The organism is Rhodococcus sp. NPDC003348 (assembly GCF_053589375.1).
Genome location: NZ_JBSFRT010000020.1, coordinates 63,127 through 82,719 on the forward strand (window position 1 = coordinate 63,127; position 19,593 = coordinate 82,719).

20 protein-coding genes and 1 riboswitch are annotated in these 19,593 nt (G+C 70.6%); of the genes, 15 read left to right on the forward strand and 5 right to left on the reverse strand.

Translation table 11 applies throughout. The annotated features are described in order from the left end of the window. The first annotated feature begins 238 nt into the window (after positions 1-238). Genes ACWDU4_RS14985 through ACWDU4_RS14995 form a run of 3 tightly spaced genes read left to right on the forward strand, consistent with a single transcriptional unit; the run spans position 239 to position 2,716 of the window. Entirely contained in the window at positions 239-1,048 is an 810-nt protein-coding gene (locus ACWDU4_RS14985; RefSeq protein WP_450114689.1) for a mycofactocin-coupled SDR family oxidoreductase, read from the forward strand. After that, positions 1,048-1,881: a mycofactocin-coupled SDR family oxidoreductase gene (locus tag ACWDU4_RS14990; protein ID WP_450114690.1), complete on the forward strand. Its 834-nt coding sequence runs from the start codon at positions 1,048-1,050 to the stop codon at positions 1,879-1,881. The genes ACWDU4_RS14985 and ACWDU4_RS14990 overlap by 1 nt, the downstream gene beginning before the upstream one ends. A 10-nt stretch (positions 1,882-1,891) precedes the next feature. Then, entirely contained in the window at positions 1,892-2,716 is an 825-nt protein-coding gene (locus ACWDU4_RS14995; protein ID WP_450114691.1) for an SDR family NAD(P)-dependent oxidoreductase, read from the forward strand. Between the two features lie 303 nt (positions 2,717-3,019). Here ACWDU4_RS14995 and ACWDU4_RS15000 read toward each other — a convergent pair whose 3' ends face one another. Continuing rightward, on the reverse strand, positions 3,020-4,645 hold the full coding sequence (locus ACWDU4_RS15000) for a flavin-containing monooxygenase (protein WP_450114692.1): 1,626 nt from the start codon (positions 4,643-4,645) through the stop codon (positions 3,020-3,022). Between the two features lie 421 nt (positions 4,646-5,066). Beyond that, the gene (locus ACWDU4_RS15005; RefSeq protein WP_450114693.1) at positions 5,067-6,170 is read right to left on the reverse strand and encodes a CaiB/BaiF CoA transferase family protein; all 1,104 of its coding nucleotides are present in this window, start codon (positions 6,168-6,170) and stop codon (positions 5,067-5,069) included. A gap of 136 nt (positions 6,171-6,306) precedes the next feature. On the opposite strand from ACWDU4_RS15005, the gene ACWDU4_RS15010 reads away from it, so the two are divergent. After that, entirely contained in the window at positions 6,307-6,684 is a 378-nt protein-coding gene (locus ACWDU4_RS15010) for a VOC family protein (RefSeq protein WP_450114694.1), read from the forward strand. Between the two features lie 51 nt (positions 6,685-6,735). Here ACWDU4_RS15010 and ACWDU4_RS15015 read toward each other — a convergent pair whose 3' ends face one another. Then, positions 6,736-7,158, reverse strand: coding sequence for a hypothetical protein (locus tag ACWDU4_RS15015; protein WP_450114695.1), 423 nt, complete (start codon positions 7,156-7,158; stop codon positions 6,736-6,738). Positions 7,159-7,231: 73 nt separating this feature from the next. Here ACWDU4_RS15015 and ACWDU4_RS15020 point away from each other — a divergent pair, with 73 nt between their 5' ends. Continuing rightward, complete coding sequence (locus ACWDU4_RS15020) at positions 7,232-7,714, forward strand: DUF456 domain-containing protein (RefSeq protein ID WP_450114696.1); 483 nt, start codon at positions 7,232-7,234, stop codon at positions 7,712-7,714. Between the two features lie 157 nt (positions 7,715-7,871). Next, a complete protein-coding gene (locus tag ACWDU4_RS15025) occupies positions 7,872-8,339 on the forward strand; it encodes a PPOX class F420-dependent oxidoreductase (protein WP_450114697.1) in 468 nt (155 codons plus the stop codon). Between the two features lie 5 nt (positions 8,340-8,344). Here ACWDU4_RS15025 and ACWDU4_RS15030 read toward each other — a convergent pair whose 3' ends face one another. Both ACWDU4_RS15030 and ACWDU4_RS15035 read right to left on the reverse strand, forming a co-directional pair. Further along, the gene (locus tag ACWDU4_RS15030; protein ID WP_450114698.1) at positions 8,345-9,079 is read right to left on the reverse strand and encodes an amidohydrolase family protein; all 735 of its coding nucleotides are present in this window, start codon (positions 9,077-9,079) and stop codon (positions 8,345-8,347) included. 74 nt (positions 9,080-9,153) lie between these two features. Beyond that, positions 9,154-10,521, reverse strand: coding sequence for an FAD-dependent oxidoreductase (locus tag ACWDU4_RS15035; protein WP_450114699.1), 1,368 nt, complete (start codon positions 10,519-10,521; stop codon positions 9,154-9,156). A gap of 321 nt (positions 10,522-10,842) precedes the next feature. Between ACWDU4_RS15035 and ACWDU4_RS15040 the strand changes: the two genes are divergently transcribed. The 9 genes from ACWDU4_RS15040 (at position 10,843) to ACWDU4_RS15080 (ending at position 19,532) form a co-directional block, all read left to right on the forward strand. Continuing rightward, on the forward strand, positions 10,843-11,709 hold the full coding sequence (locus ACWDU4_RS15040; protein ID WP_450114700.1) for an ABC transporter permease: 867 nt from the start codon (positions 10,843-10,845) through the stop codon (positions 11,707-11,709). Between the two features lie 11 nt (positions 11,710-11,720). Next, a complete protein-coding gene (locus ACWDU4_RS15045; RefSeq protein ID WP_450114701.1) occupies positions 11,721-12,770 on the forward strand; it encodes a taurine ABC transporter substrate-binding protein in 1,050 nt (349 codons plus the stop codon). Positions 12,771-12,774: 4 nt separating this feature from the next. Next, a complete protein-coding gene (locus tag ACWDU4_RS15050) occupies positions 12,775-13,614 on the forward strand; it encodes an ABC transporter ATP-binding protein (RefSeq protein WP_450114702.1) in 840 nt (279 codons plus the stop codon). Continuing rightward, on the forward strand, positions 13,611-14,027 hold the full coding sequence (locus tag ACWDU4_RS15055) for a rhodanese-like domain-containing protein (RefSeq protein WP_450114703.1): 417 nt from the start codon (positions 13,611-13,613) through the stop codon (positions 14,025-14,027). Before ACWDU4_RS15050 ends, ACWDU4_RS15055 begins: the two co-directional genes overlap by 4 nt. Beyond that, positions 14,024-15,247, forward strand: coding sequence for an O-succinylhomoserine sulfhydrylase (locus ACWDU4_RS15060; RefSeq protein ID WP_450114704.1), 1,224 nt, complete (start codon positions 14,024-14,026; stop codon positions 15,245-15,247). Before ACWDU4_RS15055 ends, ACWDU4_RS15060 begins: the two co-directional genes overlap by 4 nt. Positions 15,248-15,315: 68 nt before the next feature. Further along, a riboswitch (cobalamin riboswitch) is annotated at positions 15,316-15,382 on the forward strand. A 103-nt stretch (positions 15,383-15,485) separates the two neighbouring features. Next, positions 15,486-16,391 (forward strand): ABC transporter substrate-binding protein, encoded by a 906-nt coding sequence (locus ACWDU4_RS15065; protein ID WP_450114705.1) that lies wholly within the window; start codon positions 15,486-15,488, stop codon positions 16,389-16,391. Between the two features lie 62 nt (positions 16,392-16,453). Beyond that, positions 16,454-17,413, forward strand: a complete 960-nt coding sequence (locus ACWDU4_RS15070; protein ID WP_450114729.1) for a FecCD family ABC transporter permease — start codon at positions 16,454-16,456, stop codon at positions 17,411-17,413. Beyond that, positions 17,410-18,189 (forward strand): ABC transporter ATP-binding protein, encoded by a 780-nt coding sequence (locus tag ACWDU4_RS15075; protein WP_450114706.1) that lies wholly within the window; start codon positions 17,410-17,412, stop codon positions 18,187-18,189. Before ACWDU4_RS15070 ends, ACWDU4_RS15075 begins: the two co-directional genes overlap by 4 nt. Further along, positions 18,189-19,532, forward strand: coding sequence for a bifunctional adenosylcobinamide kinase/adenosylcobinamide-phosphate guanylyltransferase (locus ACWDU4_RS15080; RefSeq protein ID WP_450114707.1), 1,344 nt, complete (start codon positions 18,189-18,191; stop codon positions 19,530-19,532). The genes ACWDU4_RS15075 and ACWDU4_RS15080 overlap by 1 nt, the downstream gene beginning before the upstream one ends. The last annotated feature ends 61 nt before the right edge of the window (positions 19,533-19,593 follow it).

Below are 19,593 nucleotides of genomic sequence, written 5' to 3' on the forward strand. Positions count from 1 at the left end.
ATCAGGGGGCTGTCCTGTGATCCGCCTCATAGAACTCGGCGGCGTTGTCGGGCGGAAGGGGGTTCTCCCGCTGGATGGAACGGCCCCGGCATCGTCGGCGAAGTGCAGGTCGGTATGGCGAGCAGGGAGTCGCGGGCCGGTCCGCGACACCAGGGTCGGGCCTCCCATCACGCGGGAGGACCCCCTGCCGCCGCCCCCGATGCGGTGGCAGCGTCGCGACTCGGCGAAGGGAGTGACCATGACACGAATGTCCGGCAAGGTTGTGCTCGTCACGGGCGCGGGGAAGGGGATGGGCCGCACACACGCGGTCCGTCTCGCTGAGGAAGGCGCGGACATTCTCGCGCTGGACCTGCCCGGGCGGCAGTCCGAGGCCGATCTGGCCGAGACGGCCCGCCTGGTGGAGGAACTGGGGCGGCGCGCGGTCGTCGGCACCGCCGACATCCGCGACCTCGACGCGCTCACCTCGGCGGTGCAGGCGGGGGTGCGTGAACTCGGTCCGCTCGACGTCGTCGTCGCCAACGCCGGCATCTGTGACAACCCCGGGCCGTCGTGGACGATTGACGAAGGCGTCTGGAACCGGTCGATCGACGTGAACGTCACCGGAACGTGGCACACCGTCAAGGCGGGTGTCGCGGAACTGAATCCGGCGGGAGGATCGGTGGTCATCGTCAGTTCCACGGCGGCGATCAAGGCGGTTCCCGGCGCGTCGCACTACTCCGCGGCCAAGCATGCGATCACCGGACTGGCGAAGACGCTCGCGAACGAGTTGGGCAAGCGGTCGATCCGCGTCAACACGATCCATCCCGGTGCCGTCGCGACGCCGATGACGATCAACCCGACGACGTTCGCCCGTCTGCGGCCGGACCTCGAGAACCCCACCGAGGCCGACGTCGCCGAGGTGCTCTCGCAGCGGATGCTGCTGCCCGTGCCGTGGGTGGAGTCGATCGACGTGAGCAATGCGGTGCTGTTCCTGGCATCGGACGAATCCCGGTACGTCACAGGCCTGCAGATGGTCATCGACGCCGGTCAGACCCAGAAGGTGGCGTGATGAGCGGACGTCTCGAAGGCAAGGTCGCGCTGATCACCGGTGCGGCACGGGGGATGGGCCGCGCACAGGCGGTGCGGTTCGCCCAGGAGGGCGCCGACGTCATCGCCGTCGACGTGTGCGCGCCCGTCGAACACTCGACGACCCCGGGTGCGTCGCCGGAGGACCTCGCGGAGACGGTGCGTCAGGTCGAGGCGCTCGGCCGCAAGATCTGCGCGTTCGAGGCCGACGTCCGGGACCAGCAGGCGCTCGACGCCGCGGTGTCGGAGGGCGTCGAGGCGCTCGGGCGTCTGGACGTCATCTGCGCGACCGCAGGCATCAGCTCGTCGGGGCCCGCCGTGGAGATGGGGTCCGAGCGCTGGCAGACCATGCTCGACGTCAACCTCACCGGCGTGTGGCGCACCTGCAAGGCCGGCATTCCGCACATCGTCGACGGCGGTCGCGGCGGCTCGATCGTGCTGATCAGTTCCATCGCGGGTCTGCGCGGGCTGGTCAGCGTCGGGCACTACACCGCCGCCAAGCACGGTGTGGTCGGGTTGATGAAGTCGCTCGCGAACGAGCTCGCGCCGCACAGCGTGAGGGTCAACACGATCCACCCGGCGAACACGCGGACCCCGATGATCCAGAACCCGTCCACGATGCGGACTTTCTGCCCGGGCGTCGAGGAACCGACGCAGGAACAGTTCGAGGCGGGAACGCAGTCGATGCACCTGCTGCCGGTCGCAATGATCGAACCCGAGGACATCGCCAACGCGAGCCTGTTCCTCGCATCCGACGAGTCCCGCTACATCACCGGAGTCACGCTGCCGGTCGATGCCGGCCACTGCGTGAAGTAGGAGGAGACCTGTGAGGCTCGAGGATCTGCGGGGCCGTACGGCGGTCGTGACCGGTGCCGGCAGCGGGATCGGGGAGAGCGCGGCGCGGCATGCGGCCTCGCTCGGAATGAACGTGGTGCTCGCCGACGTCGCGGCGGAACGGTTGGACGCGGTCGCCGCGGATCTGCGGGCCGGTGGCGCCGCCGTGCTCGCGGTGCCGACCGACGTGCGCCACGCGGCCGCCGTCGATGCGCTCGCCGATTCCGCCTATGCCGAATTCGGCGAGGTGACGGTGCTGCTCAACAACGCGGGTCTCGAATCGCTCGGTTTCACGTGGGAGGTGCCCGCCGACGAGTGGCGCCGGGTGATCGACGTGAACCTGCTCGGTGTCTTCCACGGCATCCGGTCGTTCGTGCCGCGGATGGGTGCCGACCCGCGCCCGTCGCACATCGTCAACACGTGCTCGGTCGGCGGCATCGCGATCACTCCGCGGATGACGGCGTACGCGGCGTCGAAGCACGGCGTGCAGGCGCTCACCGAAAGCGTGTATCTCGAGTGCGCCGAGGCGTTCCCGCAGATCGCGGTGTCGGTGTTCAGCCCCGGACAGGTGGCGACCCGGATCTTCGAGGACGCGCCGGTGCACGAGCAGACCGCCGCCGACGCCGGATTCTGGCGCGACCAGATCCGGGAGGGCATGGGTCCGGACGAGGCCGCGAAACTGCTGTTCGACGGCATCGCCCGCGACGACTTCTGGATCCTGACGCACCCCGAGGCGTTCGAGCGTCTCGCGTCCAAACGCGCCCGGGTGCTGAGCGAGAAGCTGCGCCCGGACGCGCTGTTCGACGGGCGGAACTGACCACCTGGCCCCGGGAAACAGCGAAGGCCGTGTTCGGGTGAAGTGCCCGAACACGGCCTCGATCTGCGTCAGTACGAGTGGAACCAGCTGCGGTCGCGTCGAACCGCCGCCTCCGGCCGGTGCGCGTTCCGCCATCCGGGCGGTGTGCGTCGATACCGCACCGTGTAGTGGCCCGCCACGTGTGCGCGCCGCGTCTCGGTGTCGGTGGAGGACGGCGAGGGTGCCAGCGGGAGGACGGCGACGGTGTCAGCGCCCCCGTCGGCGTTCGACGACGGGGGCGCTGACACTTTTGCCGGCCGAGCGTCAGCACTCGTGGATCACGAAGCCCTTGTATCCGGATTCGGCGACTTCACCGATGATCTCGCGGTAGGCGGAGAAGCCTCCGAGGAACGGCATGAAAACCCTTGGGCGTCCGGGGATGTTGGCGCCGAGGTACCAGGAGTTGGCGGTGTTCAGCAGGGATGCCTCGGCGCGGGTGCGGCATTCCTCGACCCAGCCGCTGACCGCTTCGGGGGTGCCCTCGATGGCGGTGGCGCCGCGGGCGTCGAGGTGGGCGATCGCGTCGGCGACCCAGTCGACGTGGAGTTCGGAGTGCAGGACCATGTTTGCCAGCACCGACGGGCTGCCGGGTCCGGTGAGGTTGAAGAAGTTGGGGAAGCCGTCGATGCCGAGGCCGAGGTAGGTCTCGGGGCCGGCGGCCCACTTCTCCTTGAGGCTCTGTCCGCCGCGGCCGACGATGTCGAGCTTCTCGAGCGAGCCGGTCATGGCGTCGAATCCGGTGGCGAGGACGATCGCGTCGAGGTCGTAGTGGTCGGCGGTGGTGTTGATACCGGTCTCGTCCATGCCGACGATCGGCGCGGCCTTGAGGTTGACCAGTTCGACGTTGTCGCGGTTGTAGGTCTCGTAGTAGCCGCTGTCGGTGACGATGCGCTTGGCGCCGATCGCGTGATCGTTCGGGATGAGCAGTTCGGCGATCGCGGGGTCGTCGATGACGGTGCGGACCTTCTCCTCCCAGAACTCGCGGGCGGTGTCGTTCGCTGCCCGGTCGGTGAGCTGGTCGGCGAAGGTCTTCGAGTAGAGGACGCCGCCGAGCTTCCAGCGCTCCTCGTAGGCGGCGCGGCGCTCTTCCTCGGATGCCTCGAGTGTCAGTTTGGGGTGCGCGCGGTGCGGGGAGCCGCCACCGGATTCCCAGGACAGACGGCGGCGCTCGGCGTAGGTGGCCTTCTGCTCGGCGCGGGTGGCGTCGTCGAGGGCGGCGTTGCCGGCGGGGACGCTGTAGTTCGCGGACCGCTGGAAGACGAACAGCTTCTCGGCCTGTTCGGCGATGTGGGGGATCGACTGGATGCCGGACGAGCCGGTGCCGATCACACCGACGCGCTTACCGGTGAAGTCGACGCCCTCGTGCGGCCACTGCGCGGTGTGGAAGACGTCGCCGGCGAAGGTGTCGAGGCCGGCGAAGTCGGGGGTGTTGGCGTTCGACAGCGGTCCGGCGGCGACGACGAAAAAGCGCGCGGAGACGACGTCGCCGCGGTCGGTGCGCACGGTCCAGCGCAGGGTGTCCTCGTCGAGGGTGGCGGAGGTGACGCGGGTGTCGAACTGGATGTCGCGGCGCAGGTCGAAGCGGTCGGCGACGTGGTTGATGTAGGCGAGGATCTCGGGCTGGGTGGCGTACTTCTCGCTCCAGTCCCACTCCTGCTCGAGTTCGGGGGAGAACGAGTACGAGTAGTCGACGGACTCGACGTCGCAGCGCGCGCCGGGGTAGCGGTTCCAATACCAGACGCCGCCCACGCCGGAGGCGGCCTCGAACGCGCGGACCGTCAGGCCCTGCCGACGGAACCGGTGCACGGCATACACGCCGGCGATGCCTGCGCCGACCACGACGACGTCGAACCGGGCGGTGACGTCGCGTTCCGAATCCTGTCCGTTCACTTCAATGTCCTTCCACGAGCGTGAATCGTCCGGGCCCGGAATCGGACCGGATGTCACGGTTCTCGTGACGAATTCACGCTATGGCGGGGTGAACTGCCAGGTCACCGGGCCATCCCACCCAGCGGGTCGCCACCTGGGGCGGGAACCGCCGCTGTGTGGCGAAATCGGCGTCTTGCTGGGGAGATGCGTCAGAGGCGCCGAAGGGCGGGCTCCCACCACGGGGGACTACGCCGCGGCGTGGGCGTCGGTGCGGGTCGAACCCGGAGACGGGTCCGCGGCGGTGTCACTGCGGAGGACGCCCGAGAAGTGTCCGGTGCGCCGAAGGGTGCCGAGACCACAATTCGCGCAACAGGATTGGCCGAGATCGGTTGGAAATCCGTGGTGCACTCACGGACGCCCGGGCATCCGTGAGTGCACCATGTCAACGCCAGAGGGTGTCGACGTCGGTGGCCTCGCTGGCCGGCGGGGTCGGCAGACCCGGCTGGGTGCGGGAGAACCGCGGCGCCGGGCGGTGCTGGACCACGTTGTCGAGTTCGACGAGGGAGCCGCGCGCGGCGATGTGCGCGTTGTCGGGGGCCTCGGCGAAGGTGAGCACCGGGGACGTGCAGGCGTCGGTGCCGTCGAAGATCGCCGCCCACTCGTCGCGGGTCTTCGACAGGAACGTCTCGGTGAGGACCTTCCGCAGTTCCGGCCACCCGTCCCGGTCGTTCTGGCCGGGCAACGACGCGGGATCCAGTTCGAGCAGCCGCACCAGTTCCGCGTAGAACTGCGGCTCGATCGCGCCGACCGCCATGTACTTGCCGTCGGCGGTCTCGTAGGTGTCGTAGTAGGGGGCGCCGGTGTCGAGCATGTTCACGCCGCGCTCGTCCGACCACAGTCCGGTGCCCCGGAAGCTCCAGATCATGTGCGAGAGGGCGAGGGTGCCGTCGACCATCGCGGCGTCGATGACCTGGCCCTGGCCGGAGGTCTGGCGCTCGACGAGGGCGGCGAGGATGCCGAACACCAGGAACATCGAGCCGCCACCGAAGTCGCCGACCATGTTCAGCGGCGGCACCGGGCGCTCCCCGTTGCGGCCGATCGCGTGCAGCACCCCGGTCAACGAGATGTAGTTGATGTCGTGGCCGGCGGCCTGCGACAGCGGGCCCTCCTGGCCCCATCCGGTCATCCGGCCGTAGACCAGCCGCGGGTTGCGCTCGAGGACGACGTCCGGGCCCAGGCCCATCCGCTCGGTCACACCGGGACGGAAGCCCTCGATCAGCACGTCGGCCCGCTCGAGCAGCCCGAGGACCTTCTCGATGTCGGCGGGGTCCTTGAGGTTCGCCTCGACGACCCGGCGACCACGCTGGATCTGGCTGCGGCGGCCGCCCGCGGGCGGAATCTGTCCCGGTCGCTGGACGCACACGACGTCGGCGCCGAGGTCGGCGAGCAGGGTCGCCGCGTGCGGTCCCGGCCCGAGGCCCGCGAACTCGACGACCCGGATTCCGGCGAGCGGGCCGCTCTTGCTGGTGTGGTTCTCTGCGGTCACGATTCTCCTAGATTCGTCGGGGCGTCCTACCGTGCTTAACTCCCGCTAAGTTAACGCGTGGCGGGCGCGAGGTGTGCCCGGGGTCACCCCTGATGCGATGCTTGCCCTCACCGGGCGGGGGGCGCACAGTGAATCCATGACGTTTCCCGGTTCCCTCGTGGCCTTCGTGCCCAGCACCGACCTCGACGTCTCGGCGATGTTCTACGTCGAAACCCTGGGCCTGACCCTGCGGGAGCGGACACCGTTCGCGCTCGTCCTCGACGGTGGGGGTGGTGTGCCGCTGCGCGTGACGCTGGTGCAGTCGACGCCCGACATCGGGTACACGGTGCTCGGCTGGCAGTGCGAGGACCTCGACGCCACCGTCGACGACCTGCGCAGCCGGGGCATCGAGTTCGTCGACTACCTGGGCATGGACCAGGACGCGCACGCCGCGTGGCGGGCCCCCGACGGCACCCGCATCGCCTGGTTCCGCGACCCGCACGGCAACGTGCTGTCGCTGCACCAGGAGTCCTGACGGGCCGTGCACCGTTCCGGTGGCCCCGGCCACCGACAAGGCGGCAGTCGCCTATACCTGCCCGGCGACGAAACCCGCAAGCAGGACGGCGAATCCGCCGACCTCGCCGACGATCAGCGCCCCCATCGCCAGGTGTAGTGGTGCGCCGGCGTGCGCGAACTGGTTGTCGGTGTCGCGCCGGACGCCGTGCAGGACATAGCTGCCGATCGCGGTCACGAAGAAGAAGACCAGCACTGCGGCGGCCGTCAGGTTCACCCACGTCGCCCACGCGCTGAGTTCGACGAACACCGCGATCAGCAGGGTCGCGAACGAGTACAGCAGCGCCGCCCGGTGCGCGATGTCGACGTACGGGTGCGCGAGATGCGATGGCGACGTCGCCATCTGCCGGTACTTCCACACCCCGAGCCCGAGTGCCCACAGGAAGATCAGCCCGGCGGCCAGCAGCGTCAGGGTGGTGTCGATCCCGATTTCCATGGGCGTCATTGTGGCGTGGCCCCACCGGCCGTCGTCCGATGCGGCCGGATCGCGGTGTGGCACAGTGACGCCCGTGAGCGTGGGCGGAGAGATCCTGGTCGGACTGGCGATCGTGGTCGGGCTGGTGGGCATCGTGCTGCCGATCCTTCCCGGGGCGCTGCTGGTACTCGGCGCGATCGCGGTGTGGGCGATCGCCGTTGGCACCGCCACCGGGTGGATCGTGTTCTGTGTCGCCGCGCTGCTTCTCGTTGTCTCCGGCGTGGTCAAGTACACGTGGCCCGGGCGCCGGATGCGCGACGCCGGGGTGCCGAACCGGTCGCTGGTGATCGGTGCGCTCGTCGGCATCGTCGGGTTCTTCGTCGTCCCGGTGATCGGTCTGCTGCTCGGGTTCCTGCTCGGCACCTACCTGTCCGAGGCGCAGCGGCACCGCACGCACGCCGACGCCTGGCGTTCGACCGTGCACGCGACCAAGGCCGTGGGACTGTCGATCCTTGTCGAACTGCTTGGCGCGCTGCTGGCGGCCGGGGTGTGGCTCGGCGCGGTGATCCTGGTGTGAGGTGTCGCCGAATGCGGTGGGATGCATCGGCGTTCCGAAGTTCGGCCATCGTCGGCGGGGCGATGTGTCGCCGACATCCGTCGGCACGAGACCGCGGCGTCCGCGATACTGGTACCGCAGGTGCCAACTAATCAACCGAGCCCTCAGGAGGCACTCGATGGCCCGCAGGGTCGCGACGACGACGCGTGTGGAGCGTGACGAGATGCTCGGCTTTCTGCGGGGCCGCAGCAACGCGGTGCTGCTGACGACACGTGCCGACGGCTCACCGCAACTGAGCCCCGTCACCTACGGCGTCGATGCCGCGGGCCGGGTGCTCGTCTCGACCTATCCCGATCGTGCGAAGGCGGTGAACCTGCGGCGCCGGCCGGCGGCGTCCCTGATCTCGCTCGGAGCCGATTTCGACGACGCGTGGATTCAGGTCGACGGCACCGCCGAGGTCGTCGATCTGCCCGACTCGGTCGAACCGCTGGTGGAGTACTACCGGTCGATCGCCGGTGAGCACCCGGACTGGGACGAGTACCGCGAGGCGATGACGCGTCAGGGCAAGTCGCTCGTGCGTCTGACGATCACCCGATGGGGGCCGATCGCGACCGGCGGGTTCCCGCCGCATCTCGCTGCGGGCTGATCGCCTCAGATGCGGTAGAACGTGCGGGCGTTGCCGCCGAGGACCGCGTCGAGACCGTCGCCCACGGCCTCGGTGATGATCTCGAGGTCATTGCGTTCGAACGCGCGACGGGCGCGGGTACCGGGCAGGTCGGTGCCGAACATCAGCGCGGTCGGGTTGACGGCGTGGATGCGGCGCAGCGCGTCGCCGACGTCGTCGATGGTGGCGCGGCCGAAACCGGTGGCCTTCACCTTTGCCCCGCGGTCGACGAGGTTGAGCAGGTACGGCAGCCCTCGGGTCGACATGCCGAGGTGGTCGATGCTGACGGCGGGCAGCTTCTTGAACACCGGCTCCAGCGACAGCAGCAGCGAGGCGTCCACGTAGAACTCGGCGTGCCAGCCGACCAGCTCCCAGGCCCGAAGCGCCTGGGTGGTCAGCAGTTTCACGTCGGTGGCGCTGCGCCGCAGGTTGAACCGCACCGCCCGGACCCCCGCCCGGTCGAGCGCGAGGATGTCCTCGTCGGTGGCGTCCGGTTCGAGATGCGTGACGCCGACCCAGCCGGGACCGAGTTCCTGCAACGCCGCGATCAGGTAGTCCTGGTCGGTGCCCTGGTACGACGCCGTCACGACCGCGCCGCCGTCCACCCCGAAGCCGGCGACCCGGGCGCGGTAGTCGGCGATGGTGAACGGCTCCGGCAGGTAGCCGTGATTCTCGACGAGCGGGAACCGCGGGTCGATGATGTGCACGTGGGCGTCAAACACAGGTGAAGAATGCCTTGCCGATCACACGAGCGTGGCGCCCGGGTACCCGGACGCCACGCTCGTGAAGGTGTGGACTACTGCTGGGACGCGCGGAGCATGTCCTCGCGTTCGACGACCTTGATGCGCTCGCGGCCGTGCGGCTCGCCGAGGCTGCGCTCGTGGGCGTCGAGCCGGTACCAGCCGTCCCAGGTGGTGTACGGCAGCTTCTTGGCGTCGAGGAACTCGATGACGGCGCTCTCGTCGGGGCTGGCGGCGCCGGCGAAGGACGGGGCGTCGGCGAGGAGGTTCGCGACCGTCTCGTTGGCGTCGCCCTTGGTGTGGCCGATGAGGCCGACCGGCCCGCGCTTGATCCAGCCGGTGACGTAGGTGCCGGCGATGTGCTTACCGTCCTCGTCGATGACGCGGCCCGCCTCGTTGGGGATGGTGCCGGCCTGGTCGTCGAACGGCAGCTTGGCGATGTTCTGCGACAGGTAGCCGACCGCGCGGTAGACGGCGGTCACGTCCCAGTCGTTGAACTTGCCGGTGCCGCGGACATTGCCGGTGCCGTCCAGTTCGGTGCGCTCGGTGCGCAGGCCGACGACCTTGCCGTCCTCGCCGAGAACCTCGTGCGGGGACTCGAAGAAGTGCAGGAACAGCTTGTGCGGGCGGTCGCCGACGTCGCGGATCGCCCAGTCCTGCAGGGTGTTGGCGACCATGTCGACCTGCTTGGACGCGCGGCGGGCGGCCTCGGAGCCCTCGTCGTAGTCGATGTCCTCGGGATCGACGATGACCTCGATGTTGGGGGAGTGGTCGAGTTCGCGCAGTTCGAGGGGCGTGAACTTGGCCTGGGCGGGACCGCGGCGACCGAAGACGTGGACCTCGACGGCCTTGTTGGCCTTGAGGCCCTCGTAGACGTTGGCCGGGATCTCGGTGGGGAGCAGTTCGTCGCCGGTCTTGGCGAGCACGCGCGCGATGTCGAGGGCGACGTTGCCGACGCCGAGAACGGCGACCTTCTCGGCCTCGAGGGGCCAGGTCCGCGGGACGTCGGGGTGGCCGTCGTACCAGGACACGAAGTCGGCGGCGCCGTAGCTGCCGTCGAGGTCGATGCCCGGGATGTTCAGGGCGCGGTCGGCATTGGCGCCGGTGGAGAAGATGACCGCGTCGTAGAAGGTGCGCAGGTCGTCGAGGGTGATGTCGGTGCCGTAGTCGATGTTGCCCAGCAGACGGACCTGCGGCTTGTCGAGCACCTTGTGCAGGGCGGTGATGATGCCCTTGATGCGGGGGTGGTCGGGGGCGACGCCGTAGCGGATGAGTCCGAAGGGAGCCGGCATGCGCTCGTAAAGGTCGATGCTGACGCCGCGACCGGCGGCGGTGTCGGACTTCATGAGGGCGTCGGCGGCGTAGATGCCGGCCGGACCGGCGCCGACGATGGCCACCCGGAGCGGACGATTCTGGTCAGTCATCTCGAAAGAACTACCTTTTCGACTAGCGGACGGACGGTTCGGTGTGCGGGCCGTATCGCGGAGCGTGCGCCGTGGGACGAACCGGTGCCCACCCAGTTTACTGAGCCGTACCTAACCCATGTGTGCAGGACCTCTACCGGACCCTCGATTGTCGATACTCCGCCCTCGCGCCGTTCTTCGCTAGGGCACCCTTCCTTGAGGGGCCACAAGGCGCGTTTGTGGCCCTCATTTTCGTCGCGTCCGGCCACCCCCGGCAACCATTGCGCTCACCTCGGATTCGAACCCTGGCGTCACCGATTCGGCCGGGGTCGAATGCCCACCATGTCCGCGACGCTCGATCGGGGCGCGCCGGACACCGCAGCGCCTCGACTCCGTGAACCCGGCCCCTCCCGCCGGCCCGGCCTGCGCCTGGCCCGCACCTTCGGGCTGCCGCTGGTGTCGGTTCTCGTCTTCCTCGCTGTGTGGCAGGTCGCCGCGGCGAGCGGGTGGTGGAGCGAGGTGTTCGTCCCCTACCCGGCCACGGTGTGGCGGGCCGCCGTCGACGCCTCCACCACGCACGACGGCGTCCGCGGCTACCAGGGCCACCTGCTGTGGGAGCACGTCTACATGACACTGCGCCGGGTGGCCGCCGGTGTGGTGATCGGCGTCGTCGGCGGGGTCGCGCTGGGGCTGGCGATGGGCACCGTCGGCTGGTTGCGGCGCGTCCTCGAACCCTGGCTGACGTTCCTGCGGGCCCTGCCGCCACTGGCCTACCTGTTCCTGCTCGTCATCTGGCTCGGCATCGACGAGGCGCCGAAGATCGCGCTGCTCGCGCTCGCCGCACTGCCCCCGACCGCCGTCGCCACCACCACCGCCGTGCTCGCCACGCCCGTCGGGTTGGTCGAGGCGGCCCGAGCGCTCGGCGCGTCCCGGCCGCAGACGGTGCGGGACGTGGTGCTGCCCGCCGCCCTGCCCGAAACCCTCACCGGCATCCGGCTCGCCGTCGGCATCGCCTACTCGTCGGTGGTGGCCGCGGAACTGTTCAACGGCCTGCCCGGTGTCGGCGGCATGGTCAAGGACGCCTCGAACTACAACAACACCCCGGTCGTGCTGGTGGGGATCTTCGCCATCGGCCTGTCCGGGCTCGCCATCGACGCCCTGCTCCGTGTCGTCGAACGGCGCGCGGTCCCCTGGCGGGGCAAGCAATGAGAGAGGAACACATGAAGACGATCGGTCGTGTCCGCCGGGCCCTGACCGCGGCGGCGACGGTGACGCTCGCTGCGCTGGCGGTCGTGTCGTGCTCGGTGGACGGCAACTCCGACGGCGGCGACAGGCCCGTGATTCGTGTTGGCTACCAGACCTTTCCGAGCGGCGACCTGATCGTCAAGAACAGCGGCTGGCTCGAGGAGGAGTTGCCGGAATACACGATCAAGTGGACGAAGTTCGACTCCGGCGCCGACGTGAACACCGCGTTCGTGGCCGGCGAGCTCGACTTCGGAGCCCTCGGCTCCAGCCCCGTCGCCCGCGGGCTGTCCGATCCGTTGCGGATCGACTACCGGGTGGCGTGGATTCTCGACGTCGCCGGTGACAACGAGGCACTGGTCGCACGGAACGGCACCGGCATCGCCAAGGTCGAGGACCTGCGCGGCCGCAAGGTCGCCACCGCGTTCGCCTCGACCGCGCACTACAGCCTGCTCGCGGCGCTGAACCGGGCCGGGCTGTCCGCCGCAGACGTCCAGCTGATCGATCTGCAGCCGCAGGCGTCGCTGGCGGCCTGGCAGCGCGGCGACGTCGACGCCGTCTACACCTGGCTGCCGACGCTCGACGAGATTCGCACCGGCGGAAAGACATTGGTCACCAGCCGCGAGCTCGCCGAGGTGGGGAAGCCGACACTCGATCTCGCGGTCGTCGCCGGCGGTTTCGCCGCCGAGCATCCTGACGCCGTCGACACCTGGCGGCGCGCGCAGGCCCGCGCGCTGACGACGATCGCGGAGGATCCGGCTGCCGCGGCGAAGGCCGTCGCCGCGGAGGCGGGGATCACCGCCGACGAGGCCGCGTCGCAGCTGACGCAGGCGGTGTTCCTCACGCCCGAGCAGGTCGCGTCTCCGCAGTGGCTGGGCACCGACGGTGCGCCCGGCAACCTGGCGAACAACCTGCACTCGGCGGCGCAGTTCCTTGCCGAGCAGAAGCAGATCCCGTCCGCCCCCGAACTCGCGGACTTCCAGGACGGGTTGTACGTGACGGGGCTGCCCGGTGCCCTCGCTCGCTGACCCCGTGAGTCCTTCCGGTCCGCAGACGGGCCGGCAGGACTCACGGGCGGCGGAGCCGCGGATCCGGCTGACCGACGTCCGGCACGACTACGGGTCGGTCGCCGCGGTCGGGCCGCTGTCGCTGGACGTGCCCGACGGCGAGTTCCTGGTGCTCGTCGGGGCGTCCGGCTGCGGAAAGAGCACCCTGCTTCGGCTGATCGCCGGGTTCGAGGAGCCCACCGAGGGCCGGGTTCTGGTGGCCGGTGCCGCCCCCGCCCCGGGTACCGGTGCCGGTGTGGTGTTCCAGCAGCCGCGGCTGTTCCCCTGGCGGACTGTCGGCGGCAACGTCGACCTCGCCCTCGACTACGCGGGTGTGCCGCGGGCGCAGCGCGCCGGGCGCCGGGCCGAACTGCTGGCCCGGGTGGGACTCGACGGGCTGGCCGACCGGCGCATCTGGCAGATCTCCGGCGGCCAGCAGCAGCGCGTCGCGATCGCCCGTGCCCTCGCCGCCCCGACGTCGCTGCTGCTGCTCGACGAGCCGTTCGCCGCCCTCGACGCGCTGACTCGCGAGCAGCTCCAGGAGGACCTGCGGGCCGATGCCGCCCGCTCCGCCCGCACCAGCGTGTTCGTCACCCACAGCGCGGACGAGGCGGTGTTCCTCGGGTCGCGGATCGTCGTCCTCGGTGCCCGCCCGGGTCGGATCGCGCTGGACCTGCCCGTCGATCTGCCGCGCACCGGTGTCGACCCGGACGAGCTGCGCGGCTCGGCGCGGTTCGCCGAATTGCGTTCTCGGGTGGGGCAGGCGATCAAGCAGGCAGCCGCGCCGTCGGCCCGCTCCGGCTCTTGTGAAAAACTGGGTTCATGAGCTACGCAGGCGACCTCACCCCCCAGCAGGCATGGGACCTGCTGCGCGAGCATCCCCGGGCTGTCCTGGTCGATGTCCGCACCGATGCCGAATGGCGCTTCGTCGGTGTCCCCGACACCGCCGAACTCGGTCGCGAACTGCTGACGATCGAGTGGGTGTCCTACGACGGCACCCGCAACGCCGACTTCGTCACCCAGCTCCAGGAAGCCGGCGTCACCGGTGGCGAGGACGCCGAGGTCATCTTCCTGTGCCGGTCGGGGCAGCGTTCCATCGGCGCCGCGGAGGCGGCGACCGCGGCGGGCATCGGCCCGGCCTACAACGTGCTCGACGGGTTCGAAGGTGGCCTCGACGAGAGCGGTCACCGCGGCGGTGCCGGCTGGCGTGCCGTCGGACTCGGGTGGAGGCAGTCGTGAGCAACATTCCCAGCGGCGGCGCGTTCTCGCGGTCCCTGCCAGACTCGGTGCGACCGGCGACGCTCGGTGTCCGCGGCGGCACCCTGCGCTCCGGTTTCGAGGAGACGTCCGAGGCGATCTACCTCAACTCCGGGTTCGTCTACGAGTCCGCGGAGGCCGCGGAGCAGGCGTTCACCGGCGAGGTCGACCACTTCGTCTACTCCCGGTACGGCAACCCGACGGTGAAGATGTTCGAGGAGCGGCTGCGGCTGCTCGACGGCGCGGAGGGCTGCTACGCCACCGCGTCCGGCATGTCTGCGGTGTTCACCGCGCTGGCCGCCCTGCTCGGCAACGGCGACCGCCTCGTCGCGGCCCGCAGCCTGTTCGGTTCGTGCTTCGTGGTGTGCAACGAGATCCTGCCGCGCTGGGGCGTCGAGACGGTGTTCGTCGACGGCGAGGACCTCGACCAGTGGGAGCAGGCGCTGTCGGTGCCGACCACCGCGGTGTTCTTCGAGACGCCGTCCAACCCGATGCAGACCCTCGTCGACGTCCGCAAGGTCTCCGAGATGGCGCACGCCGCGGGCGCGAAGGTGGTGCTGGACAACGTCTTCGCCACCCCGCTGCTGCAGCGCAGCCTCGACCTCGGCGCCGACGTCATCGTGTACTCCGGCACCAAGCACATCGACGGCCAGGGCCGCGTCCTCGGCGGCGCGATCCTCGGCCCGCAGGACTACATCGACGGACCGGTGCAGCAGCTGATCCGCCACACCGGTCCGGCGCTGAGCCCGTTCAACGCGCACACCCTGCTCAAGGGGCTCGAGACGATGCCGCTGCGGGTGCGGCACTCCGTCGACAGCGCGCTGCGGATCGCCCGGTTCCTCGAGGCCGACGACGCGGTCAGCTGGGTCAAGTACCCGTTCCTCGAGTCGCACCCGCAGTACGACCTCGCGACGTCGCAGATGAGCGGCGGCGGCACCGTTGTGACCTTCGAGCTGGCCGCCGCCGACGGCGAGGGCAAGAAGAAGGCGTTCGAGCTGCTGAACAAGCTGCGGGTCGTCGACATCTCCAACAACCTCGGCGACGCCAAGTCGCTGATCACCCACCCGGCGACCACCACGCACCGCGCGATGGGACCGGAGGGACGTGCCGCGATCGGGCTGTCCGACGGTGTCGTGCGGCTCTCGGTCGGGCTCGAGGACCCGGAGGATCTGCTCGAGGACCTCGCGCAGGCGCTGCGCTGACGCGCTCGCACCGTGGGCTAGGCTGCGGATGCCCTGACCGTTCGTCGGGGTATCCGCAGCGTCACGCTGAAGCCGGTGCGAGTCCGGCGCTGTCCCGCAACTGTGAGCCCGGCCCGGCCCGGGTGAGCCAGGTCAGCCGGCGCCGCGGGCACGAACTGGTCCTCGGACGAAGGACGGTGTCGGGCGGCAACCTTCGCGGTTCGCGGCCGTGCTGCCCTCGTCCTCCGAGCCACGGAGGATGGCTGTGATCCACACTTCCCGCCGGTTCCTCACCGCAGGAATCGCCGCGTTCGCCCTGCTGGTCGCCGGCTGCGGCAGCAGCGGCGAGGGCACTTCCGGTGACGCCGCGGCGGACACCCCGCAGGCCATCGTGTCGCTGAGCCCGACCTCCACGGAGATGCTCTACGCGGTCGGCGCGGGCGATCAGGTGGTCGCGGTCGACGACCGGTCCGACTACCCGGCGGGGGTGCCCGTCACCAACCTGTCCGGCTACACCCCGAACGTCGAGGCGATCCTCGGGTACGAACCGGACCTCGTCGTCGCGACCGACGACAACGGCGGCCTCGTCGCCGGGCTCGAGAAGGCCGGCGTCCCGACGCTGCTGCTGCCCGCCGCCCGCACCCTCGACGACACGTATGCGCAGATCGAGCAGGTCGGTGCCGCGACCGGCCACGTCGCCGAGGGCGCCGAGCTCGTCTCCCGGATGCGGACCGAGATCGACGACATCGTCGCGGCCGTGCCCCCGCGGGAGGTGCCGCTGCGCTACTACCACGAACTCGACGACACCTTCTACACCGTCACCGACGACACCTACATCGGCCAGATCTACGCGATGCTCGGCCTCCGGTCCATTGCCGCCGGTGGTGGTGACGGCTATCCGCAGCTGTCGGCCGAGTACATCGTCGAACAGAACCCCGACGCGATCTTCCTCGCCGACGGGGAGTGCTGCGGCGTCACGCCCGAGGCGGTCGCGAAGCGGGCGGGCTGGGGCGAGCTCACCGCGATCCGCGACGGGCACGTCCACGTGCTCGACGAGGACCTCGCCAGCCGGTGGGGACCGCGCGTGGTGGACCTGGTGCGTGAGCTCGCCGGGATCGTGAACGGCATCCCCGCAGACCGGCCCGCCGCCCCGCCCGCCCGGTGATCACCGCGCCGCGCAGCCGCGCGCTCCTGCTGGGTGGCGCGGCGCTCGTCCTCGTCGCGGCGATGCTCGTGGGCATTCTGGTCGGTCCCGCCGGGCTCACGCCGCGCGGCGTGCTGCTCGACATCCTCGACAGGGTGCCGTTCGTCGACGTCGACTCCGGGCTGACCACCCGGCAGCAGGCCATCCTGTGGAACATCCGAATGCCGCGTGTCGTGCTCGGTGCGCTGGTTGGGGCGATGCTCGCGATCGCAGGCGCCGCCTACCAGGGCGTCTTCCGTAACCCGCTCGCCGATCCGTACCTGCTCGGCGTGTCCAGCGGCGCCGGGCTCGGCGCGACCCTCGCGATCGTCGTCGGCGGCGCCGCGGGGTTCGCCGGGGTGCCCCTCGCCGCGTTCGCGGGTGGCCTGATCGCCGTCGCAGCCACCTACGCGCTGGGGCGCACGGTGGGCAGCGGACGCACGGAGGTCGTCGTCATCCTCGCCGGTGTCGCGGTCGCGGCGTTCGCCAACGCCATCCAGACGTTCTTCATGCAACTGCACGACGACACGTTGCGTCAGGTGTACTCGTGGATGCTCGGGCGGCTCTCGACCGACGGGTGGTCGGAGGTGGTGACGGTGCTGCCGTACGTCCTCGTCTCCGTCGCCATCATCGCGCTGCACCGCCGCACCCTCGACGTCATGGCCGTCGGTGACGTCGAAGCGGGGAGCCTGGGAATCAACGCCGCCCGGGTGCGGATGGTCCTGGTGTGCGTCGCGACGCTCGGCACTGCCGCGGTGGTCTCGGCGAGTGGACTGATCGGATTCGTCGGCATCGTGATCCCGCATGCCGTACGGCTGCTGGTCGGTCCCGGGCACCGTCTGCTGTTGCCGTTGTCGCTGATGGTGGGCGCGGCGTTCCTGGTGCTCGCCGACGTCCTCGCGCGGACCGTGATGGCGCCGGCGGAGCTGCCGATCGGCGTGGTCACCGCCGCGATCGGCGCCCCGTTCTTCCTGCTGGTGCTGAGACGGGGGCGGACGACGTGATCACTTGCCGCGGCCTGCGAGTCGACCTCGGCCGGACGACCGTCCTCGACGGCGTGGATCTGACGGTGGCGCAGGGGGAATGGGTCGCGATCGTCGGCCCGAACGGTGCCGGCAAGACGACCCTGCTGCACGCGCTGGCCGGGCTGGTGCCCGCGACCGGCGAGGCGAGGGTCGACGGTCACGACCCGGCCCGTACGCCGCGGCGGGTGATGTCGCGGACGGTGGCGCTGATGCCACAGCGGCCCGTCGTCCCGGAGGGGGTGAGCGTGCACGAGCTGATCACGCTCGGCCGCACCCCTCACCTGTCCCGGTTCGGCACCGAAACCCCCCACGACCGCGAGATCGTCGACGACCTCCTGCACCGACTCGAACTGCGCGCGCTGGCCTCCCGGGCCGTGACCGCGCTCTCCGGCGGTGAACTGCAGCGAGTGGTGCTGGCCCGGGCGCTGGCGCAGCAGCCGCGGGTGCTGCTGCTCGACGAACCGACCAGCGCCCTCGACATCGGGCACCAGCAGCAGGTGCTCGACCTCGTGCAGGCGCTGCGCCTGGCGGACGGGCTGACGGTGGTCGCGGCGATGCACGACCTCACCCTCGCGGGCCAGTACGGGCGGCGGGTGGTGATGCTCGCCGACGGCGGCGTCGTCGCGGACGGCACCCCGGCCGAGGTTCTGACCGCGGAACGGATCGGCGCGGTGTACGACGCGCGGGTCGAGGTCCTCGACCGGCCCGGCGGCCCGGTGGTGCTGCCGGTGGGACCGTCAGCGGGAGCGTCCTGATGGAGGTCGTGCTGCTCGGCACCGGTGCCGCCGACGGGTGGCCCAACCCGTTCTGCCGCTGCGCGTCCTGCCTGACCGCATTGCGGCGCGGCGAGGTTCGGGCCCAGACCGCCGCGCTCGTCGACGACGTGCTGCTGCTCGACTGCGGGCCGGAGGTACCGCGCGCCGCCGCGCACGCGGGGAGGTCGCTGTCCGGGGTGCGGCACCTGCTGCTCACCCACTCGCACCCCGACCACACCGGACCGCTGGCGCTGCTGATGCGGTCCTGGGTGGTGCGCGAGGAACCCCTCGACGTGATCGGGCCGCCGGAGGCGCTGGACCTGTGCCGGGACTGGGTCGGCCCCGACGACCCGGTGCGGTGGATTCCGATCGCGCCGGGGGAGGCGCTGCGGGTCGGCGAGTACACGGTGCGGGCGCTGCCTGCCGCGCACCGGGTGTTTCGCGACGGCGACGCGGTGCTGTACGAGGTCGCGGGTCCGGACCGTCGGAAACTGTTGTGGGCAACGGACACCGGACCGCTGCCCGCCGCGACCCTGGACGCGGTACGTGGCGCCCGGTACGACACGGTGTTCCTCGAGGAGACCTTCGGCGACCTCGTCGACCACGAACCCGACCACCTCGACCTGCGCACCTTCCCGCGGGCGCTGGCCGCGCTGCGCGAGGCCGAGGCGGTCGTCGAGGGCACCGACGTGATCGCCGTCCACCTGAGTCACCACAATCCGGTCGACCTGCCGGACCGGTTGCGGCCCTGGGGTGTTCGGGTGCTCGACGACGGCGCAACCGTCGTGGTGGGTGCGGTGACGGCGCGTCCGGACCGACCTCGACGAACCCTCGTGCTCGGCGGCGCTCGCGCGGGCAAGTCCACCCACGCGGAGCGTCTGCTCGCCGACCGTGACGATGTCACCTTTCTGGCCACCGGCGGTCCGCCCGGCGACGACGCGGAGTGGGCGGCCCGGATCGCCGCGCACCGGGCGTCGCGTCCCGCCTCCTGGCGCACCGTCGAGACCGACGACCTCTCCGGGGCGCTGGGGTCCGCTACCGGTCCGGTCCTCGTGGACTGCCTCGGCACCTGGCTCACCCGCCGGATCGACCGCCACGGCGCGTGGGACGACGAATCCGGTTGGGTGGCAGTGCAGTCCGACGTCGACGCCCTGCTCGTCGCATGGCGCACGGCGACGGCGCCCGTCGTGGCGGTGAGCAACGAGGTCGGCAGCGGCGTCGTCCCGGCGACCGCATCCGGCCGCCGTTTCCGCGACGCCCTCGGCCGGCTCAACGCCGCCGTCGCCGCCGAGTCCGAGTCGGTGATCCTCGTCGTCGCAGGACGCCCGCTCCCGCTCCGCTGACACCCGCCCCCGGTTCCCTAATGTCACATTGGGGATCGCTGAGTGAGCGAATGTGACATTA

Coding starts and splice junctions, on each gene's coding strand:
- ACWDU4_RS14985 (WP_450114689.1), top strand. CDS start 239: ATGACACGAATGTCCGGCAAGGTTGTGCTCGTCACGGGCGCGGGGAAG.
- ACWDU4_RS14990 (WP_450114690.1), top strand. CDS start 1,048: ATGAGCGGACGTCTCGAAGGCAAGGTCGCGCTGATCACCGGTGCGGCA.
- ACWDU4_RS15010 (WP_450114694.1), top strand. CDS start 6,307: ATGACGTTTCCCGGTTCCCTCGTGGCCTTCGTGCCCAGCACCGACCTC.
- ACWDU4_RS15015 (WP_450114695.1), bottom strand. CDS start 7,158: ATGGAAATCGGGATCGACACCACCCTGACGCTGCTGGCCGCCGGGCTG.
- ACWDU4_RS15025 (WP_450114697.1), top strand. CDS start 7,872: ATGGCCCGCAGGGTCGCGACGACGACGCGTGTGGAGCGTGACGAGATG.
- ACWDU4_RS15035 (WP_450114699.1), bottom strand. CDS start 10,521: ATGACTGACCAGAATCGTCCGCTCCGGGTGGCCATCGTCGGCGCCGGT.
- ACWDU4_RS15040 (WP_450114700.1), top strand. CDS start 10,843: ATGTCCGCGACGCTCGATCGGGGCGCGCCGGACACCGCAGCGCCTCGA.
- ACWDU4_RS15045 (WP_450114701.1), top strand. CDS start 11,721: ATGAAGACGATCGGTCGTGTCCGCCGGGCCCTGACCGCGGCGGCGACG.
- ACWDU4_RS15055 (WP_450114703.1), top strand. CDS start 13,611: ATGAGCTACGCAGGCGACCTCACCCCCCAGCAGGCATGGGACCTGCTG.
- ACWDU4_RS15065 (WP_450114705.1), top strand. CDS start 15,486: ATGGCTGTGATCCACACTTCCCGCCGGTTCCTCACCGCAGGAATCGCC.
- ACWDU4_RS15070 (WP_450114729.1), top strand. CDS start 16,454: ATGCTCGTGGGCATTCTGGTCGGTCCCGCCGGGCTCACGCCGCGCGGC.
- ACWDU4_RS15080 (WP_450114707.1), top strand. CDS start 18,189: ATGGAGGTCGTGCTGCTCGGCACCGGTGCCGCCGACGGGTGGCCCAAC.